Annotated in this window: 14 protein-coding genes; 13 read left to right on the forward strand and 1 reads right to left on the reverse strand. The window is 57.5% G+C overall.

What is annotated here, in order from left to right; genetic code table 11:
* The first annotated feature begins 262 nt into the window (after nucleotides 1-262).
* From H8B20_RS02565 to H8B20_RS02575, 3 genes are all read left to right on the forward strand, one after another.
* A complete protein-coding gene (locus H8B20_RS02565) occupies nucleotides 263-1,114 on the forward strand; it encodes a glycine betaine ABC transporter substrate-binding protein (protein WP_210622265.1) in 852 nt (283 codons plus the stop codon).
* A 249-nt stretch (nucleotides 1,115-1,363) separates the two neighbouring features.
* The gene (locus H8B20_RS02570) at nucleotides 1,364-1,675 is read left to right on the forward strand and encodes a DUF485 domain-containing protein (RefSeq protein WP_042558286.1); all 312 of its coding nucleotides are present in this window, start codon (nucleotides 1,364-1,366) and stop codon (nucleotides 1,673-1,675) included.
* On the forward strand, nucleotides 1,672-3,330 hold the full coding sequence (locus H8B20_RS02575) for a cation acetate symporter (RefSeq protein WP_150594211.1): 1,659 nt from the start codon (nucleotides 1,672-1,674) through the stop codon (nucleotides 3,328-3,330). The genes H8B20_RS02570 and H8B20_RS02575 overlap by 4 nt, the downstream gene beginning before the upstream one ends.
* Nucleotides 3,331-4,367: 1,037 nt before the next feature.
* Here the strand turns inward: H8B20_RS02575 and gltA are convergent.
* Nucleotides 4,368-5,657 carry a citrate synthase gene (gene gltA, locus H8B20_RS02580; protein ID WP_042558288.1) on the reverse strand — a complete coding sequence of 430 codons (1,290 nt, stop codon included), beginning with the start codon at nucleotides 5,655-5,657 and terminating at the stop codon, nucleotides 4,368-4,370.
* A 362-nt stretch (nucleotides 5,658-6,019) separates the two neighbouring features.
* Here gltA and sdhC point away from each other — a divergent pair, with 362 nt between their 5' ends.
* The 10 genes from sdhC (at nucleotide 6,020) to brnQ (ending at nucleotide 19,051) form a co-directional block, all read left to right on the forward strand.
* Nucleotides 6,020-6,394: a succinate dehydrogenase, cytochrome b556 subunit gene (sdhC, locus tag H8B20_RS02585; protein ID WP_080896000.1), complete on the forward strand. Its 375-nt coding sequence runs from the start codon at nucleotides 6,020-6,022 to the stop codon at nucleotides 6,392-6,394.
* Nucleotides 6,388-6,756, forward strand: coding sequence for a succinate dehydrogenase, hydrophobic membrane anchor protein (sdhD, locus tag H8B20_RS02590; protein WP_007977503.1), 369 nt, complete (start codon nucleotides 6,388-6,390; stop codon nucleotides 6,754-6,756). The genes sdhC and sdhD overlap by 7 nt, the downstream gene beginning before the upstream one ends.
* A 3-nt stretch (nucleotides 6,757-6,759) precedes the next feature.
* On the forward strand, nucleotides 6,760-8,532 hold the full coding sequence (sdhA, locus tag H8B20_RS02595; RefSeq protein WP_042558290.1) for a succinate dehydrogenase flavoprotein subunit: 1,773 nt from the start codon (nucleotides 6,760-6,762) through the stop codon (nucleotides 8,530-8,532).
* A gap of 11 nt (nucleotides 8,533-8,543) precedes the next feature.
* A complete protein-coding gene (locus H8B20_RS02600) occupies nucleotides 8,544-9,248 on the forward strand; it encodes a succinate dehydrogenase iron-sulfur subunit (RefSeq protein WP_007959035.1) in 705 nt (234 codons plus the stop codon).
* Between the two features lie 251 nt (nucleotides 9,249-9,499).
* Entirely contained in the window at nucleotides 9,500-12,331 is a 2,832-nt protein-coding gene (locus H8B20_RS02605; RefSeq protein WP_210622266.1) for a 2-oxoglutarate dehydrogenase E1 component, read from the forward strand.
* 42 nt (nucleotides 12,332-12,373) lie between these two features.
* The gene (gene odhB / locus H8B20_RS02610) at nucleotides 12,374-13,600 is read left to right on the forward strand and encodes a 2-oxoglutarate dehydrogenase complex dihydrolipoyllysine-residue succinyltransferase (protein ID WP_210622267.1); all 1,227 of its coding nucleotides are present in this window, start codon (nucleotides 12,374-12,376) and stop codon (nucleotides 13,598-13,600) included.
* A 107-nt stretch (nucleotides 13,601-13,707) separates the two neighbouring features.
* Nucleotides 13,708-15,144, forward strand: a complete 1,437-nt coding sequence (gene lpdA, locus H8B20_RS02615; protein WP_150594207.1) for a dihydrolipoyl dehydrogenase — start codon at nucleotides 13,708-13,710, stop codon at nucleotides 15,142-15,144.
* 183 nt (nucleotides 15,145-15,327) lie between these two features.
* A complete protein-coding gene (gene sucC, locus H8B20_RS02620; protein ID WP_007919879.1) occupies nucleotides 15,328-16,494 on the forward strand; it encodes an ADP-forming succinate--CoA ligase subunit beta in 1,167 nt (388 codons plus the stop codon).
* The gene (gene sucD, locus H8B20_RS02625) at nucleotides 16,494-17,375 is read left to right on the forward strand and encodes a succinate--CoA ligase subunit alpha (RefSeq protein ID WP_042558294.1); all 882 of its coding nucleotides are present in this window, start codon (nucleotides 16,494-16,496) and stop codon (nucleotides 17,373-17,375) included. The genes sucC and sucD overlap by 1 nt, the downstream gene beginning before the upstream one ends.
* A gap of 362 nt (nucleotides 17,376-17,737) precedes the next feature.
* Complete coding sequence (gene brnQ, locus H8B20_RS02630) at nucleotides 17,738-19,051, forward strand: branched-chain amino acid transport system II carrier protein (RefSeq protein ID WP_210622268.1); 1,314 nt, start codon at nucleotides 17,738-17,740, stop codon at nucleotides 19,049-19,051.
* Nucleotides 19,052-19,089 lie beyond the last annotated feature (38 nt).

Raw genomic sequence — 19,089 nt, forward strand, 5'->3', positions numbered from 1 at the left:
AGTTCGGGCGGATTATTTGGCGTCATTTATATAGACGTGGTTAATGGCCTTCTAATGTCGTTTCTCGTTGCCTTGAGGTCGCTGGCAGAGCAGGTCGCCTTGGGCGTCAGGTTGATGATCGAAGTCGTCAGTAACCCTTATTGATAAATCGCGCTGATGTTCGAATGAGTTTGCGGTCGGGCGTGATGGGGGCGCTGTGCACCATAACAATACGTTGACGATGCCCGGCATCCGTCGGGCGCAGCATTTCGGGGAAGTAACGATGAAGATGCGACGACTTTTAAGCGCAGGTGCCGTTCTGGCGCTTGCGATGAGCTCCACTTTCGCCAGCGCTGAAAAACAGACCCTGAACATCGGTTACGTTGACGGCTGGTCCGACAGCGTCGCGACCACCCACGTGGCGGCCGAAGTGATCAAGCAGAAACTCGGCTACGACGTGAAACTGCAAGCCGTCGCCACCGGGATCATGTGGCAAGGTGTGGCCACCGGCAAACTCGACGCCATGCTCTCGGCCTGGCTGCCAGTAACCCATGGTGATTACTGGACGAAGAACAAGGATCTGGTCGTCGACTACGGCCCGAACTTCAAGGATGCGAAAATCGGCCTGATCGTACCGGAGTACGTCAAAGCCAAATCCATTGAAGACCTGAAAACCGACGACACCTTCAAAAATCGCATCGTCGGCATCGATGCTGGTTCAGGTGTGATGCTCAAGACTGATCAGGCGATCAAGGACTACGGCCTCGACAAATACTCGCTCAAGGCCAGTTCCGGCGCCGGCATGATCGCCGAACTGACCCGCGCCGAGAAGAAAAACGAATCCATCGCCGTCACCGGTTGGGTACCGCACTGGATGTTCGCCAAATGGAAACTGCGTTTCCTCGACGACCCGAAAGGCGTTTACGGTGCAGCTGAAACCGTGAACAGCATCGGCAGCAAAGAGCTTGATGCCAAAGCGCCGGAAGTGGCGAAGTTCCTGAAAAACTTCCAGTGGGCCTCGAAAGACGAAATTGGCGAAGTGATGCTGGCGATTCAGGACGGTGCAAAACCTGACGCCGCTGCTAAAGCCTGGGTAGCCAAGCACCCGGAGCGCGTGGCTGACTGGACTAAATAACCTGACATAGCTTTTTCACCGCGAACCCTGTGGGAGCGGGCTTGCCCGCGATAGCGGTCTGTCGGTTGGCTAATCAGTCGACTGGCATGACGCAATCGCTGGCAAGCCAGCTCCCACAGTTTTTTATATGTGCTTGAGAATGGCAAAGCTGTCATGGCGTTCTACTACTAAGGTCGTCTGGAACCTGGCTCGCAGCCGCATACAGTGGATATCGTTCCAACAATAATCTGTGCTGCGAGGATAAAAACAATGAACGACAGCATTTACCTCTCGATTCAAAACAGTCCCCGATTCAAGGAACTGGTTAGCAAGCGAGAAAAGTTCGCCTGGATTCTTTCAGCGATCATGCTTGGGCTTTACTCCGGTTTCATCCTTCTGATTGCTTACGGGCCGCATCTTCTGGGCGCGAAGATCAGTCCTGAGTCCTCCATTACCTGGGGCATTCCTATCGGTGTCGGGCTGATTCTTTCGGCCTTCATCCTGACCGGCATCTACGTAAAGCGCGCCAATGGCGAGTTCGACGACCTGAACAATGCGATTCTCAAGGAGGCTCAGCAATGATCCGGCGTCTACTGGCTCTATTGAGCGTTGCAGCTTTCGCACCGGGTGCCTGGGCGGCTGATGCCTTGACCGGTGCGGTGGCCAAGCAGCCGCTGAACATTCCCGCGATCCTGATGTTCGTGGCATTTGTCGGCGCCACTTTGTACATCACCTACTGGGCCTCGAAGAAAAACAACTCCGCGGCCGATTACTATGCAGCGGGCGGCAAGATCACCGGTTTCCAGAACGGTCTGGCGATTGCCGGTGACTACATGTCGGCGGCGTCCTTCCTGGGGATTTCCGCGCTGGTGTTCACCTCCGGCTACGATGGCCTGATCTACTCGATCGGCTTCCTGGTGGGCTGGCCGATCATTCTGTTCCTGATCGCCGAGCGTCTGCGTAACCTGGGTAAATACACCTTTGCCGACGTGGCGTCCTACCGCCTCGGGCAAACCCAGATTCGCTCGCTGTCCGCCTGCGGTTCGCTGGTGGTGGTGGCGTTCTACCTGATCGCGCAAATGGTGGGTGCGGGCAAGCTGATCCAGTTGCTGTTTGGTCTGGATTACCACGTTGCGGTGATTCTGGTTGGTGTGCTGATGTGCATGTACGTGCTGTTCGGCGGCATGCTGGCAACCACCTGGGTGCAGATCATCAAGGCTGTGTTGCTGCTGTCGGGTGCATCGTTCATGGCGCTGATGGTGATGAAGCACGTCAACTTCGACTTCAACACGCTGTTCTCCGAGGCGATCAAGGTGCACGCCAAAGGCGAAGCGATCATGAGCCCGGGCGGTCTGGTCAAGGATCCGGTTTCGGCATTCTCGCTGGGTCTGGCGTTGATGTTCGGTACCGCTGGCCTGCCGCACATCCTCATGCGCTTCTTCACCGTGAGTGATGCAAAAGAAGCCCGTAAGAGCGTGCTGTACGCAACCGGGTTCATTGGCTACTTCTACATCCTGACGTTCATCATCGGCTTCGGCGCGATCCTGCTGGTCAGCACTAACCCGGCCTTCAAAGATGCTGCTGGCGCGCTGTTGGGCGGCAACAACATGGCGGCGGTGCACCTGGCCAACGCGGTCGGCGGTAGCATCTTCCTTGGCTTCATCTCGGCGGTTGCCTTCGCGACCATCCTCGCTGTAGTGGCAGGCTTGACCCTGGCGGGTGCTTCGGCGGTTTCTCACGACCTCTACGCCAGCGTTATCAAAAAGGGCAAGGCGAACGAGAAGGACGAGATTCGCGTTTCGAAGATCACCACGATCGCCCTGGCGGTGTTGGCGATTGGTCTGGGCATCCTCTTCGAGAGCCAGAACATTGCGTTCATGGTTGGCCTGGCGTTCTCGATCGCGGCGAGCTGTAACTTCCCGGTATTGCTGCTTTCGATGTACTGGAAGAAGCTGACGACTCGTGGGGCGATGATTGGTGGCTGGTTGGGTCTGGTCAGCGCTGTTGGCCTGATGATTCTCGGCCCGACCATCTGGGTGCAGATTCTGCATCATGAGAAGGCGATCTTCCCTTATGAGTACCCGGCGCTGTTCTCGATGATCATTGCGTTTGTGGGGATCTGGTTCTTCTCGATCACTGACAAGTCGGCGGCTGCGGACCGGGAACGTGCTTTGTTCTTCCCTCAGTTTGTGCGTTCGCAGACAGGGTTGGGGGCGAGTGGCGCGGTTTCGCATTGATCGCTTGATGGTTTTGTAATGTTGTTCTGAATGCCCCGGTTGAGAGATCGGGGCATTTTTTGTGGGCGGTTATCGGGCAGACTGTGTTTTTGTGTGGATCGTGTACATATCCGTTGCTGCGGTGACGGCGGCTTAGGGTTCCGCCCTTACGGCGGGTCACTTTTGACAAGCGCTTCAAAAGTAACCAAAAACGCTTGCTCCTACGTACGGCCCGCTCGCTGGGGCTCGGGGTTCCTTCGCTCCGGGATCGATCCGGGCGCAGCGCCTACGGTTTGCTTCGCCGCACCTCCTCTCGCTGTGTTTGGCTTCGCCAAACGGTCGCTGCGCTCCCACCCCCGGATCAATCCCGGAACGAAGCCTTCCGACGTCGCCTTACAGATCAAAAGCTGCAGCCGAGCTAACGCTCATCCTGTTGAGTGGTGGGAGAGCGATGCGGTCGGCTTAGGTTTTGGGTTGGGTTCGCCCCTCACCCCAGCCCTCTCCCCGAGGAGAGGGAGCCGATTTGTGAGGCTTTCAGAATCTGAGTTCGACTCGGTATCCCAGGTCGGCATAGCTCTGCCAAACACCTCGATCAGTTCCCTCTCCCTCCGGGAGAAGGCTAGGATGAGGGGGCTCTTGATCTTGCTTTGGCTTTGGCTTTGGCTTTTGATTTTTTTGCCCCATCGGCAGGCCGAGCGAAGGTGTTCATCCGGGGGGTAGGCGCGCAGCGCCGTTCGGCGAAGCCGCACCCATCGAAAGGAGGTGCAGCGAAGCAAATCGGAAGCGATGCCCCCGGATGGACACCGTAGCGAGGGAACACTGAGCCTCAGCGAAGTGCCGTACGCCAGGGGCAAAGCCTTTTGGTTCCTTTTTGGCGTTTGAAAAAGGGACTTGCTGTAAGAGCGAAACCGCCAGCGGCAACACCCGCAGTAACAGATATGCCCCAACCAAAAACACAGTCGGCCCACAGGCCGCTGAGACCAAACAAACAAAAACGGCCCCTATGTGAATAGAGGCCGTTTCCGGTGCAACCCTAAGACTTTATAGCAAGACAAATCTTATTTGCGGTCTTCCAGCTTGGTAATGTCACGCGACTCGTAGCCGGTGTACAACTGGCGCGGACGGCCAATCTTGTACGGGCTCGAGAGCATCTCTTTCCAGTGGGAGATCCAGCCAACAGTACGTGCCAGCGCGAAAATCACAGTGAACATGCTGGTTGGAATGCCGATCGCCTTGAGGATGATCCCCGAGTAGAAGTCGACGTTCGGGTACAGCGAGCGTTCGATGAAGTACGGGTCGGTCAGCGCGATCTCTTCCAGGCGCATGGCCAGTTGGAGTTGCGGATCGTTGTTGATGCCCAGTTCCTTCAATACTTCGTCGCAGGTCTGCTTCATCACAGTCGCGCGAGGATCGCGGTTCTTGTAAACGCGGTGACCGAAGCCCATCAGCTTGAACGGGTCGTTCTTGTCCTTGGCCTTGGCGATGAACTTGTCGATGTTGGACACATCGCCAATCTCGTCAAGCATGGTCAGAACGGCTTCGTTCGCACCGCCGTGGGCAGGGCCCCACAGTGCGGCGATACCGGCGGCGATACAGGCGAACGGGTTGGCACCCGAAGAGCCCGCCAGACGCACGGTGGAAGTCGATGCGTTCTGCTCGTGGTCGGCATGGAGGATGAAGATCTTGTCCATGGCCTTGGCGAGCACCGGGCTGATCGGTTTGATCTCGCACGGGGTGTTGAACATCATGTGCAGGAAGTTTTCCGCGTACGTCAGGTCGTTGCGCGGGTACATCATGGGTTGACCCATGGAGTACTTGTAAACCATCGCTGCCAGGGTCGGCATCTTCGCAACCAGACGGATCGCGGAGATTTCGCGATGCTGCGGGTTATTGATGTCGAGGGAGTCGTGGTAGAAGGCCGAGAGGGCGCCGACTACGCCGCACATGACGGCCATCGGGTGGGCGTCGCGACGGAAACCGTTGAAGAAGGTTTTCAGCTGCTCGTGAACCATGGTGTGGTTTTTCACGGTGCTGACGAACTGGGCCTTCTGTTCTGCGGTCGGCAGTTCGCCGTTGAGCAGCAGATAGCAGGTTTCCAGGTAGTCCGACTTTTCAGCCAGCTGTTCGATCGGGTAGCCGCGGTGCAACAGAATGCCGTTGTCGCCGTCGATATAGGTGATCTTCGATTCGCACGAGGCGGTCGACATGAAACCCGGGTCGAAAGTGAAGCGGCCCGTGGCCGTCAGGCCCCGAACATCAATAACATCGGGACCAACGGTGCCGGTTAAAATGGGCAGCTCGACGGGGGCTGCGCCCTCGATGATCAACTGCGCTTTTTTGTCAGCCATGTGGCCTCCTATTTATGCTTGAACCATCAGACAGACCCCCCACGCAGGGCCCGCACCACTATAGTGAGATAAATTCGAATGTCAATTTGCCTAAAGTCTTGCTCCAGAAGGCTTTAACTGCCCTTTTTCCTCGAAATTGACTGCCATTTACGCCTTTTATACGACTTGTGCAATGCGCTATTTGGGGTAGGTGATTGCGTTGTCATTAGTAGCCTAACTGTCTATACTCGGCCACCGACCGCCAAGGGCTTTTGGGCCTGCTTTATTGGGGGTCGCATCCCTGGGTGGTGGTTACCTGACCAGTGCACTCCCCAACAACTTTGCCCTGATTGTTAGGGGCTCTTCAGTGTGAAAAAAAAGCCGTGAAAAGCCAACGACCTGTAAACCTAGACCTAAGGACCATCAAACTCCCCATCACCGGCGTTACGTCGTTTCTTCACCGTGTTTCCGGCATCATCCTCTTCCTGGGCCTGGGCTTCATGCTTTATGCATTGGGCAAATCCCTGGATTCCGAGGAAGGTTTTGCCGAGGTGAAGGCATGCTTGACCAGCCCGCTGGCCAAGTTCGTAGCATGGGGCCTCCTGTCCGCTCTGCTGTATCACCTGGTAGCCGGTGTGCGCCACTTGATCATGGATATGGGCATCGGTGAGACGCTGGAAGGCGGCCGCCTGGGCTCGAAAATCATCGTCGCCATTTCCGTGGTGCTGATCGTTCTGGCAGGAGTTTGGATATGGTAACCAGCGTTACGAACCTTTCGCGTTCGGGCCTCTATGACTGGATGGCGCAACGTGTGTCTGCGGTTGTTCTCGCGGCTTATTTCATCTTCCTGATCGGATACCTTGCAGCGAATCCGGGCATTGGTTACGACCAGTGGCATGGCCTGTTCGCCCACAACGGGATGCGTATATTCAGTCTGCTGGCCCTCGTTGCCCTTGGCGCTCACGCCTGGGTCGGCATGTGGACCATCGCGACCGACTACCTGACGCCAATGGCGCTGGGCAAGTCCGCGACCGCAGTACGTTTCCTTTTCCAGGCAGTATGCGGCGTTGCGATGTTCGCTTACTTCGTCTGGGGTGTGCAGATTCTCTGGGGTATCTGATTCATGGCTAACATTCCAACGATTTCTTTCGACGCCATCATTATTGGTGGCGGCGGTGCTGGCATGCGCGCTGCGCTGCAACTGGCACAGGGTGGTCACAAGACTGCCGTGATCACCAAGGTTTTCCCGACTCGTTCGCACACTGTATCGGCTCAGGGTGGCATCACCTGCGCGATCGCTTCTGCCGATCCGAACGATGACTGGCGCTGGCACATGTACGATACCGTCAAGGGCTCCGACTACATCGGTGACCAGGACGCTATCGAATACATGTGTCAGGAAGGCCCGGCTGCCGTTTATGAGCTGGACCACATGGGGATGCCGTTCTCGCGTACCGAACAGGGCCGCATCTACCAGCGTCCGTTCGGCGGTCAGTCGAAGGATTACGGTAAAGGCGGGCAGGCTGCCCGTACTTGCGCCGCTTCCGACCGAACCGGTCACGCACTGCTGCACACCCTTTATCAGGGCAACCTGAAAGCCGGTACCACGTTCCTGAACGAGTACTACGCTGTCGACCTGGTGAAAAACGCTCAAGGCGAGTTCGTCGGTGTGATCGCCATCTGCATCGAAACCGGTGAAACCACCTACATCCGCGCCAAGGCTACTGTTCTGGCAACCGGCGGTGCAGGTCGTATCTACGCGTCCACCACCAACGCCCTTATCAACACCGGTGACGGCGTCGGCATGGCTCTGCGTGCGGGTGTGCCGGTACAGGACATTGAAATGTGGCAGTTCCACCCAACCGGCATCGCCGGCGCCGGTGTACTGGTTACCGAAGGTTGCCGTGGTGAAGGTGGATACCTGATCAACAAGCACGGCGAGCGTTTCATGGAGCGTTATGCTCCGAACGCCAAAGACCTTGCTGGTCGTGACGTTGTTGCCCGCTCGATGGTTAAGGAAATCATCGCGGGTAACGGTTGCGGTCCGAATGGCGACCACGTGCTGCTCAAGCTCGATCACCTGGGTGAAGAAGTGCTGCACAGCCGTCTGCCAGGCATCTGCGAACTGTCGAAGACTTTCGCACACGTTGACCCGGTTGTTGCTCCGGTTCCGGTTGTTCCGACTTGCCACTATATGATGGGCGGTGTTCCGACCAACATTCATGGCCAGGCGATCACCCAGAACGCTGAAGGCGTGGACGAGATCATTCATGGTCTGTTCGCCGTCGGCGAAGTGGCTTGCGTATCGGTTCATGGTGCCAACCGTCTGGGCGGCAACTCGCTGCTCGACCTGGTAGTGTTCGGTCGCGCTGCCGGCCTGCACCTCGAGAAAGCATTGACTGACGGCATCGAATACGATGACGCCACCGAAGCTGATATCGACGCTGCCCTGTCGCGCCTCAATGCACTGAACAGCCGTACCGATGGCGAAGACGTCGCTACGCTGCGTCGCGAGCTGCAAAGCTGCATGCAGAACTACTTCGGCGTATTCCGTACCGGCGAATACATGCAGAAAGGCATTGCCCAGCTGGCAGACCTGCGCACCCGTATCGCCAACGTGAAAATCAACGATAAGTCGCAGGCGTTCAACACTGCACGTATCGAAGCGCTTGAGCTGCAAAACCTGCTGGAAGTCGCTGAGGCTACTGCCATTGCGGCCGAAGTCCGTAAAGAGTCCCGCGGCGCGCACGCCCGTGAAGACTTTGAAGATCGTGATGACGAAAACTGGCTGTGCCACACCCTGTACTTCCCGGGTGACAAGCGCGTTGCCAAGCGTGCCGTGAATTTCTCGCCGAAAACTGTTCCGACTTTTGAACCTAAGATTCGGACTTATTAAGGGTGGCCGCCATGTTGCAAGTCAGCGTTTATCGTTACAACCCTGATCAGGACGCCGCGCCGTTCATGCAGGAATTCCAGGTCGATACCGGTGGTAAAGACCTGATGGTGCTGGACGTGCTGGCCCTGATCAAAGAGCAGGACGAGGGTTTCTCCTATCGTCGCTCTTGCCGTGAAGGTGTTTGCGGTTCCGACGGCATGAACATCAACGGCAAAAACGGCCTGGCGTGCATCACGCCGCTGTCCGCTGTCGTAAAAGGCAACAAGTTGATCGTTCGTCCGCTGCCAGGTTTGCCGGTTATCCGTGACCTGGTTGTCGATATGAGCATCTTCTACAAGCAATACGAGAAGGTTAAGCCATTCCTGCAGAACGACACGCCGGCTCCGGCCATCGAGCGTCTGCAGTCCCCTGAAGAGCGTGAAAAGCTCGACGGTCTGTACGAGTGCATTCTGTGCGCTTGCTGCTCGACCTCTTGCCCGTCCTTCTGGTGGAACCCGGACAAGTTCCTGGGCCCGGCCGCACTGCTGCAAGCTTATCGCTTCCTGGCAGACAGCCGCGACACCAAGACGTCCGAGCGTCTGGCTTCGCTGGATGACCCGTTCAGCGTTTTCCGCTGCCGGGGCATCATGAACTGCGTCAACGTATGTCCGAAAGGCCTGAACCCGACTAAGGCCATCGGTCACATCCGTAACATGCTGCTTTCGAGCGGCGTGTGATTCAGCTGCTGTAACCGCTGCACCGTAGAGGCTGTGGCGCGGGCTTCAACCCGCGTCATGGCTATAACCAGAGCAGCAGCCACAAGCTGCGGCTCTTATTTTGAAGAAATGAGACAAGCAGGGGCATCCGGGCTGGTACCCGGACTATCAGTGTGATCCTAAGTGGCTTGTTTTAGTCGCTGCATTCGGACTTCTGCAAGTTTGCTCGGTGTCGACATCGATGGTGTTCCCCTAACCGAGGGTGACCAAGCATGCAAGAAAGCGTGATGCAGCGCATGTGGAACAGCGCCTACCTTTCAGGTGGAAACGCTGCCTATGTGGAAGAGCTTTATGAGCTCTACCTGCACGACCCTAACGCTGTGCCAGAAGAGTGGCGCACCTACTTTCAGAAGCTGCCTGCCGACGGCGGCTCTGCCACTGATGTTTCGCACTCCACGATTCGCGATCATTTCGTGCTGCTGGCAAAGAACCAGCGCCGCGCTCAACCGGTTTCCGCCGGCAGCGTGAGCAGTGAGCACGAGAAGAAGCAAGTTGAAGTGCTGCGATTGATCCAGGCCTACCGTATGCGTGGCCACCAGGCAGCCCAGCTTGACCCGCTGGGGCTGTGGCAGCGTCCTGCACCTGCAGACCTGTCGATCAATCATTACGGCTTGACCAATGCCGATCTTGATACGACCTTCCGAGCCGGCGACCTGTTCATCGGCAAAGAGGAAGCGAGCCTACGCGAAATTCACGAAGCGTTGCAGCAGACATATTGCCGCACCATCGGCGCTGAATTCACGCACATCACCGATTCCGAGCAGCGTCACTGGTTCCAGCAGCGTCTGGAAAGCGTGCGCGGCCGTCCAACGTACTCCGCCGACATCAAGAGCCACCTGCTCGAGCGCGTCACCGCCGGCGAAGGTCTGGAAAAATACCTGGGCACCAAATACCCGGGTACCAAGCGTTTCGGTCTGGAAGGCGGCGAAAGCCTGATTCCGATGCTCGACGAGCTGATTCAACGTTCCGGTTCGTATGGCACCAAGGAAGTCGTGATCGGCATGGCCCACCGTGGCCGTCTCAACGTGCTGGTCAACACCTTCGGCAAGAACCCGCGCGAGCTGTTCGACGAGTTCGAAGGCAAGAAGAAGGTCGAGCTGGGTTCCGGTGACGTTAAATACCACCAGGGCTTCTCGTCCAACGTGATGACCACCGGTGGTGAAGTTCACCTGGCCATGGCGTTCAACCCGTCCCACCTGGAAATCGTTTCCCCGGTGGTCGAGGGTTCCGTTCGTGCCCGTCAGGATCGTCGTAACGACCCTACCGGTGAGAAGGTTCTGCCAATCTCCATCCACGGCGACGCGGCATTTGCCGGCCAGGGCGTGGTGATGGAAACCTTCCAGATGTCGCAGACCCGCGGTTTCAAGACCGGCGGTACCGTGCACATCGTGATCAACAACCAGGTTGGTTTCACCATCAGCAACCCGCTGGACTCGCGTTCCACCGAGTACGCGACCGACGTTGCGAAAATGATCCAGGCACCGATCCTCCATGTGAATGGCGATGATCCGGAAGCCGTATTGTTCGTGACTCAGCTGGCCATCGACTACCGCATGCAGTTCAAGCGTGACGTGGTGATCGACCTGGTCTGCTACCGTCGTCGCGGCCACAACGAAGCTGACGAACCGAGCGGCACCCAGCCTCTGATGTATCAGCAGATCACCAAACAGCGCACCACCCGTGAGCTGTACGCTGACAGTCTGACTCAGAGCGGTGTGCTCGACGCTGAGCGTGTTCAGGCGAAAGTCGACGAATACCGCAACGCGCTGGACAACGGTCTGCACGTAGTAAAAAGCCTGGTCAAAGAGCCGAACAAAGAGTTGTTCGTGGACTGGCGTCCGTATCTGGGCCACGCCTGGACCGCGCGTCACGACACTCGCTTCGACCTCAAGACCCTGCAGGAACTGTCCGCCAAGCTGCTGGAAATTCCGGAAGGCTTCGTGGTTCAGCGCCAGGTCTCGAAAATCTACGAAGACCGTCAGAAGATGCAAGCCGGCGGCCTGCCGATCAACTGGGGTTACGCCGAAACCATGGCGTACGCAACCCTGGCGTTCGAAGGTCATCCGATTCGCATGACCGGTCAGGACATCGGCCGCGGTACGTTCTCGCACCGTCACGCTGTTCTGCACAACCAGAAAGATGCGGGCACTTACATTCCGCTGCAGCACTTGTACGACGGTCAGCCACGTTTTGACCTGTACGACTCGTTCCTGTCGGAAGAAGCCGTTCTGGCGTTCGAATACGGTTACTCGACCACCACGCCGGATGCGCTGGTGATCTGGGAAGCCCAGTTCGGCGACTTCGCCAACGGTGCCCAAGTGGTTATCGACCAGTTCATCACCAGTGGCGAGCACAAGTGGGGCCGTCTGTGCGGTCTGACCATGCTGCTGCCGCACGGTTATGAAGGTCAGGGTCCTGAGCACTCTTCGGCTCGTCTGGAGCGTTACCTGCAATTGTGCGCCGAGCACAACATTCAGGTAGCGGTACCGACTACGCCGGCTCAGATCTACCACTTGCTGCGTCGTCAGGTGATTCGCCCGCTGCGCAAACCGTTGATCGTCCTGACTCCGAAGTCGCTGCTGCGCCACAAGCTGGCTGTCTCGACCCTGGAAGATCTGGCCGAGGGTTCGTTCCAGACCGTTATCCCGGAAATCGATGTTCTGGACCCGAACAAGGTCGAGCGCGTTGTTCTGTGTAGCGGCAAGGTCTACTACGACCTGCTGGAAAAACGCCGTGCCGAAGGCCGTGACGATATCGCCATCGTGCGTATCGAGCAGCTGTACCCATTCCCTGAGGACGACTTGATTGAAGTCCTGGCTCCGTACACCAACCTCAAACATATCGTTTGGTGTCAGGAAGAGCCGATGAACCAGGGTGCCTGGTACTGCAGCCAGCACCACATGCGCCGCATCGTTGGCAAACACGACAAATCTCTCGTACTCGAGTACGCGGGCCGTGATGCCTCTGCTGCACCTGCTTGTGGTTACGCATCGATGCACGCCGAGCAGCAGGAAAAACTGCTGCAAGCCGCGTTTACCGTTTAACGCCTTCGCGCACCTGAAACCGAATTTAAGGAACTACAGATAATGGCTATCGAGATCAAAGCCCCCACTTTCCCGGAATCGGTTGCCGATGGCACCGTTGCCACCTGGCACAAGCAACCGGGCGACGCCGTCAAGCGTGACGACCTGATCGTCGACATCGAAACTGACAAAGTCGTACTGGAAGTTCTGGCGACTGCCGACGGCGTACTGGGCGCTATCGTCAAGAACGAAGGCGACACTGTTCTGTCCGACGAAGTCCTGGGCTCCATCGAAGCGGGTGGCGCTGCTGCCGCTGCTCCGGCTGCCGCTGCTGCTCCGGCCGCTGCCCAAGCTGCTGCTGCACCTGCTGCCAGCACCGACGAAGATGCTATCGCCGCGCCTGCTGCACGCAAACTGGCTGAAGAAAACGGCATCAACCTGGCGTCCGTCAAAGGCACCGGTAAAGATGGCCGTGTAACCAAGGAAGACGTGGTTGCCGCTGTTGAAGCCAAGAAAGCTGCTCCGGCCGCCGCTCCTGCCAAGGCTGCTGCACCATCGGCTGCTGCTCCTGTGTTCGCCGCTGGCGACCGCATCGAGAAGCGCGTTCCGATGACCCGCGTTCGTGCCACAGTGGCCAAGCGTCTGGTTGAAGCTCAGTCGAACATGGCGATGCTGACCACTTTCAACGAAGTCGACATGACTGAAGTCATGGCGCTGCGTTCGAAGTACAAGGACCTGTTCGAGAAGTCGCACAACGGCGTACGTCTGGGCTTCATGTCGTTCTTCGTGAAGGCTGCTACCGAAGCGCTGAAACGCTTCCCGGCTGTCAACGCTTCGATCGATGGTGCCGACATTGTTTACCACGGCTATGCCGACGTAGGTGTTGCTGTTTCCAGCGACCGCGGTCTGGTGGTTCCGGTTCTGCGTAACGCCGAACTGATGAGCCTGGCTGAAATCGAAGGCGGCATCGCCACCTTCGGCAAGAAAGCCCGTGACGGCAAACTGTCGATGGACGAGATGACCGGTGGTACCTTCACCATCACCAACGGTGGTACCTTCGGTTCGATGATGTCGACCCCGATCGTTAACCCGCCGCAGGCAGCGATTCTGGGCATGCACAACATCATCCAGCGTCCGATGGCCATCAACGGTCAGGTCGTTATCCGTCCGATGATGTACCTGGCACTGTCCTACGATCACCGTCTGATCGATGGCAAAGAAGCTGTGACCTTCCTGGTGACCATCAAGAACCTGCTGGAAGATCCAGCTCGTCTGTTGCTGGATATCTAAAAAGCAGCTGCAAGCTTTCAGCTACAAGCCTCAAGCTCAAGGCGAGCGGGTGGGCTTGCAGCTTGAAGCTTGCGGCTTGAAGCTTTTCGCTAAAGAGGATTTTTTGAATGTCGCAGAAATTTGACGTAGTAGTGATCGGTGCTGGCCCTGGCGGCTATGTGGCTGCCATCAAGGCCGCGCAGCTGGGTCTGACCACTGCCTGCATCGAGAAGTACACCGACGCCGAAGGCAAGCAAGCCCTGGGCGGCACCTGCCTGAACGTCGGCTGCATTCCTTCCAAGGCGCTGCTCGACAGTTCCTGGAAATACAAGGAAGCGAAAGAAAGCTTCAACGTTCACGGTATCTCGACCGGCGAAGTCAAAATGGACGTTGCTGCGATGGTTGGCCGCAAGGCTGGCATCGTCAAGAACCTGACCGGCGGCGTTGCCACTCTGTTCAAGGCCAACGGCGTTACTTCGATCCAGGGCCACGGCAAACTGCTGGCCGGCAAGAAAGTCGAAGTCACCAAGCCAGACGGCTCGGTAGAAATCATCGACGCTGAAAACGTCATCCTGGCACCAGGTTCGCGTCCGATCGACATCCCACCGGCTCCGGTTGATCAGAACGTCATTGTCGATTCGACTGGCGCACTGGAATTCCAAGCCGTACCTAAGCGTCTGGGCGTTATCGGCGCTGGCGTAATCGGTCTGGAACTGGGTTCGGTATGGTCGCGTCTGGGTTCGCAAGTGGTTGTCCTCGAAGCACTGGACACCTTCCTGATGGCAGCGGACACCGCTGTTTCCAAGGAAGCGCTGAAAACCCTGACCAAGCAAGGTCTGGACATCAAGCTGGGCGCTCGCGTTACCGGTTCTAAAGTGAATGGCGACGAAGTCGTTGTGAACTACACCGATGCCAACGGCGAACAGACCATCACTTTCGACAAGCTGATCGTAGCCGTTGGTCGCCGTCCGGTGACCACTGATCTGCTGGCTGCCGACAGCGGCGTGACCCTGGACGAGCGCGGTTTCGTGCACGTTGACGATCACTGCGCTACCACCGTACCGGGCGTTTTCGCCATCGGTGACGTGGTTCGCGGCATGATGCTGGCTCACAAGGCTTCGGAAGAAGGCATCATGGTTGTCGAGCGCATCAAGGGCCACAAAGCCCAGATGAACTATGACCTGATCCCTTCGGTTATTTATACTCACCCGGAAATCGCGTGGGTTGGCAAAACCGAGCAGGCCTTGAAAGCTGAAGGCGTTGAAGTTAACGTCGGCACCTTCCCGTTCGCCGCTTCCGGCCGTGCCATGGCCGCCAACGATACCGGTGGTTTCGTCAAGGTCATCGCTGATGCCAAGACTGACCGCGTATTGGGCGTGCACGTAATTGGTCCGAGCGCTGCAGAACTGGTTCAGCAGGGCGCGATCGGTATGGAATTCGGCACCAGCGCTGAAGACCTGGGCATGATGGTTTTCTCCCATCCGACCCTGTCTGAAGCCTTGCACGAAGCTGCTCTGGCTGTGAATGGCGGCGCCATCCACATTGCCAACCGCAAGAAGCGTTAACAGACAATAAGAAACCACGGCGGTAACGGCCCGTCGTGAGCCTTGCGAGCAAGACTCACCGCGGAATGTCCGCTGGACGCAGTCTTGCGTAGCTCAGCTACGCAAGCAGCAGTCAAAGGTGGCGCGGCACTCATCACGAGTGCAGCGCCGAATGCGCAGTACCTAACGAAGACGGTAAAAAGCATGAATCTTCACGAGTATCAGGGTAAGCAGCTGTTCGCTGAATACGGCCTGCCAGTTTCCACTGGTTACGCAGTAGACACCCCAGAAGCAGCAGCAGAAGCTTGCGACAAAATCGGCGGCAGCGAGTGGGTTGTCAAAGCCCAGGTCCACGCCGGTGGTCGCGGTAAAGCGGGCGGCGTTAAGCTGGTTCGCAGCAAAGAAGACGCCAAAGCCTTCGCACAGCAGTGGCTGGGCAAGCGTCTGGTGACTTACCAGACTGACGCCAATGGCCAGCCAGTCACCAAGATCCTGGTTGAATCGTGCACTGATATCGCTAAAGAGCTGTACCTGGGCGCTGTCGTTGACCGTTCGAGCCGTCGCATCGTGTTCATGGCTTCCACCGAAGGTGGCGTGGACATCGAGAAAATCGCTCACGACACTCCAGAAAAAATTCTGAAAGCCACTATCGATCCACTGGTTGGCGCTCAGCCATTCCAGGGTCGCGAGCTGGCATTCCAGTTGGGTCTGGAAGGCAAGCAGGTTGCTCAGTTCGCCAAGATCTTCGTAGGTCTGGCCAAACTGTTCAAGGATCACGACCTGGCTCTGCTGGAAGTGAACCCGCTGGTGATCAAGGCTGACGGCGATCTTCACTGCCTCGACGCCAAGATCAACATCGACGCCAACGCAATGTACCGTCAGCCTAAGCTGAAGACTTTCCACGATCCGTCGCAAGACGATCCGCGCGAAGCGCACGCTGCCAAGTTCGAACTGAACTACGTAGCGCTGGAAGGTAACATCGGCTGCATGGTCAACGGTGCTGGCCTGGCCATGGGTACCATGGACATCGTCAACCTGCATGGCGGCAAGCCAGCCAACTTCCTCGACGTAGGTGGTGGTGCTACCAAAGAACGCGTAACTGAAGCGTTCAAGATCATTCTGTCCGACACCAACGTCGCTGCAGTACTGGTCAACATCTTCGGCGGCATCGTTCGCTGCGACATGATTGCCGAAGGCATCATCGGCGCTGTGAAAGAAGTCGGCGTGAAAATCCCGGTTGTTGTTCGCCTTGAAGGCAACAACGCTGAGCTGGGCGCTAAAGTACTGGCAGAAAGCGGTTTGAACATCATCGCTGCTACCAGCCTGACCGACGCTGCTCAACAAGTTGTTAAAGCTGCGGAGGGCAAATAATGAGCGTCCTGATCAATAAAGACACCAAAGTTATCTGCCAGGGTATTACCGGTTCGCAAGGTAGTTTCCACACCCAGCAAGCCATCGAATACGGCACCAAGATGGTCGGTGGCGTTACTCCTGGTAAAGGCGGCACCGAGCACCTGGGGCTGCCAGTGTTCAACACCGTGAAAGATGCTGTTGCTCAAACTGGCGCCACCGCCAGCGTGATCTACGTTCCAGCTCCTTTCTGCAAGGACTCGATCCTGGAAGCGGCTTTCGGCGGCATCAAGCTGATCGTCTGCATCACCGAAGGCATTCCTACCCTGGACATGCTGGACGCTAAAGTTAAGTGCGACGAGCTGGGCGTAGTCCTGATCGGCCCTAACTGCCCAGGCGTTATCACCCCAGGCGAATGCAAGATCGGCATCATGCCAGGTCACATTCACTTGCCAGGCAAGGTCGGTATCGTTTCGCGTTCCGGCACCCTGACCTACGAAGCTGTGAAGCAGACTACTGACGCCGGTTTCGGTCAGTCGACTTGCGTCGGCATCGGTGGTGACCCGATCCCGGGTTCGAACTTCATCGACATCCTGAAGCTGTTCCAGGAAGACCCGAAGACCGAAGCGATCGTGATGATCGGTGAGATCGGCGGTTCGGCTGAAGAAGAAGCGGCTGCCTACATCAAGGCACACGTGACCAAGCCGGTTGTTTCCTACATCGCTGGTGTGACTGCTCCTCCGGGCAAGCGCATGGGCCATGCTGGCGCAATCATCTCTGGCGGCAAAGGCACTGCAGACGAGAAGTTTGCTGCTCTGGAAGACGCAGGCGTTAAAACCGTGCGTTCGCTGGCAGACATCGGCAAGGCTTTGTCCGAGCTGACCGGTTGGGCTGTCAAGTAAGCTTCCCGCTTAGCTGACGCTTTACCAAACAAAGGCCACCTTCGGGTGGCCTTTGTCGTTTTAGAGCGGTTGCAAGCTTCAAGTTGCTAGCTACAAGATAAAAGCTTGCCGCTTGAAACTTGTAGCCTGGAGCGGCTTTTCATACATAAACGCGACACGGAAACGTCGGGTATCGGATAGTTCGCCCTCTAACAGTGCGTTTGTCAGGCAAATTCGTTAGGCTAGCAGCCATTTTTGCGTCTGCCGCCCACAAGGCATGCACCGCGCGTTACGGGTCAGTCCCATACGGATCGACAGCATTTCCCTAATCCCACAGGGCAATCCCCCTCTAAATTCCGATTCAGTAGTGTGGTATTTCCTTAATGAAAGTTTTGAAAGGTCAGGACATCCTGGCACTCGGTTTTATGACGTTTGCCCTGTTCGTTGGGGCCGGTAACATCATCTTCCCGCCTATCGTCGGTTTGCAGGCCGGACCTCACGTCTGGATGGCGGCGCTGGGCTTTTTGATCACCGCAGTCGGTTTGCCGGTGATCACCGTGGTTGCGCTGGCCAAGGTCGGTGGAGCGATGGATGCCCTGAGCAGCCCGATCGGCAAAATTGCCGGTGGTGTGCTGGCTGCCGCGTGCTACCTGGCGGTCGGCCCGCTGTTCGCTACCCCGCGTACTGCAACCGTGTCGTTCGAAGTGGGCCTGGCGCCGTTGACCGGCGAGAGCCCGTTGGCGCTGTTCCTCTACAGCTCGGTTTATTTCCTGCTGGTGTTCTTCATCTCGCTGTATCCGGGCCGTTTGCTGGATACCGTCGGGCGTTTCCTGGCGCCGTTGAAGATCATCGCGCTGGCCGTGCTGGGCATTGCGGCCTTCGCCTTGCCGGCCGGTGATATCGGTCACGGCACGCCTGAATACGTGGCGGCACCGTTCTCCCAGGGTTTCATCAATGGTTACCTGACCATGGATACCCTCGGCGCATTGGTGTTCGGTATCGTCATCGTTAACGCGATTCGCTCCCGTGGCGTCGAGTCGCCAGCGCTGATCACCCGTTACGCGATCATCGCCGGGCTGATTGCCGGTGTCGGTCTGGCGCTGGTGTATGTCAGCCTGTTCCGTCTCGGTTCGGGTAGCCATGAAGTGGCTGTCGGTGCCACCAATGGTGCGGCGGTATTGCACGCTTATGTGCAACACACCTTCGGTTCGTTGGGCAGCGGTTTCCTTGCGGTGCTGATCTCGCTGGCGTGTCTGGTGACGGCGGTGGGCCTGACCTGCGCCTGCGCCGAATATTTTAGCCGTGTGCTGCCACTGTCCTACAAGACGCTGGTGATCATTCTCGCTGTGTTCTCCCTGTTGGTGTCCAACCTGGGCCTGACGAACCTCATTGCCTTCTCGATTCCTGTGCTGACGGCGATTTACCCACCGTGCATCGTTCTGGTCGCCCTGAGTTTCTGCTCGAGCTTCTGGAACGAGCAGGTGCGCATCGTCGGTCCGGTCATGCTGGTGTCGTTCCTGTTCGGCTGCATTGACGCGCTCAAAGGCGCCGATCTGGCAGGTTGGATGCCCGGACCGCTTGCAACGCTGCCACTGAGCGAGCAGGGCCTTGCATGGCTTATCCCGTCCGTGATCACGCTGGTGTTCGCCGTGGTGATCGATAGCGCCCTGGGCAAACGTCGTAGCGCCATCGCCTGACGTTCACCAGGCCCGTCATAAGCGGGCCGGTGACGCTT

This window comes from Pseudomonas sp. P42 (assembly GCF_017973755.1).
Lineage (GTDB): Bacteria > Pseudomonadota > Gammaproteobacteria > Pseudomonadales > Pseudomonadaceae > Aquipseudomonas > Aquipseudomonas iridis.

Coding starts and splice junctions, on each gene's coding strand:
- H8B20_RS02565 (WP_210622265.1), top strand. CDS start 263: ATGAAGATGCGACGACTTTTAAGCGCAGGTGCCGTTCTGGCGCTTGCG.
- H8B20_RS02570 (WP_042558286.1), top strand. CDS start 1,364: ATGAACGACAGCATTTACCTCTCGATTCAAAACAGTCCCCGATTCAAG.
- H8B20_RS02575 (WP_150594211.1), top strand. CDS start 1,672: ATGATCCGGCGTCTACTGGCTCTATTGAGCGTTGCAGCTTTCGCACCG.
- gltA (WP_042558288.1), bottom strand. CDS start 5,657: ATGGCTGACAAAAAAGCGCAGTTGATCATCGAGGGCGCAGCCCCCGTC.
- sdhD (WP_007977503.1), top strand. CDS start 6,388: ATGGTAACCAGCGTTACGAACCTTTCGCGTTCGGGCCTCTATGACTGG.
- sdhA (WP_042558290.1), top strand. CDS start 6,760: ATGGCTAACATTCCAACGATTTCTTTCGACGCCATCATTATTGGTGGC.
- H8B20_RS02600 (WP_007959035.1), top strand. CDS start 8,544: ATGTTGCAAGTCAGCGTTTATCGTTACAACCCTGATCAGGACGCCGCG.
- H8B20_RS02605 (WP_210622266.1), top strand. CDS start 9,500: ATGCAAGAAAGCGTGATGCAGCGCATGTGGAACAGCGCCTACCTTTCA.
- odhB (WP_210622267.1), top strand. CDS start 12,374: ATGGCTATCGAGATCAAAGCCCCCACTTTCCCGGAATCGGTTGCCGAT.
- lpdA (WP_150594207.1), top strand. CDS start 13,708: ATGTCGCAGAAATTTGACGTAGTAGTGATCGGTGCTGGCCCTGGCGGC.
- sucC (WP_007919879.1), top strand. CDS start 15,328: ATGAATCTTCACGAGTATCAGGGTAAGCAGCTGTTCGCTGAATACGGC.
- sucD (WP_042558294.1), top strand. CDS start 16,494: ATGAGCGTCCTGATCAATAAAGACACCAAAGTTATCTGCCAGGGTATT.
- brnQ (WP_210622268.1), top strand. CDS start 17,738: ATGAAAGTTTTGAAAGGTCAGGACATCCTGGCACTCGGTTTTATGACG.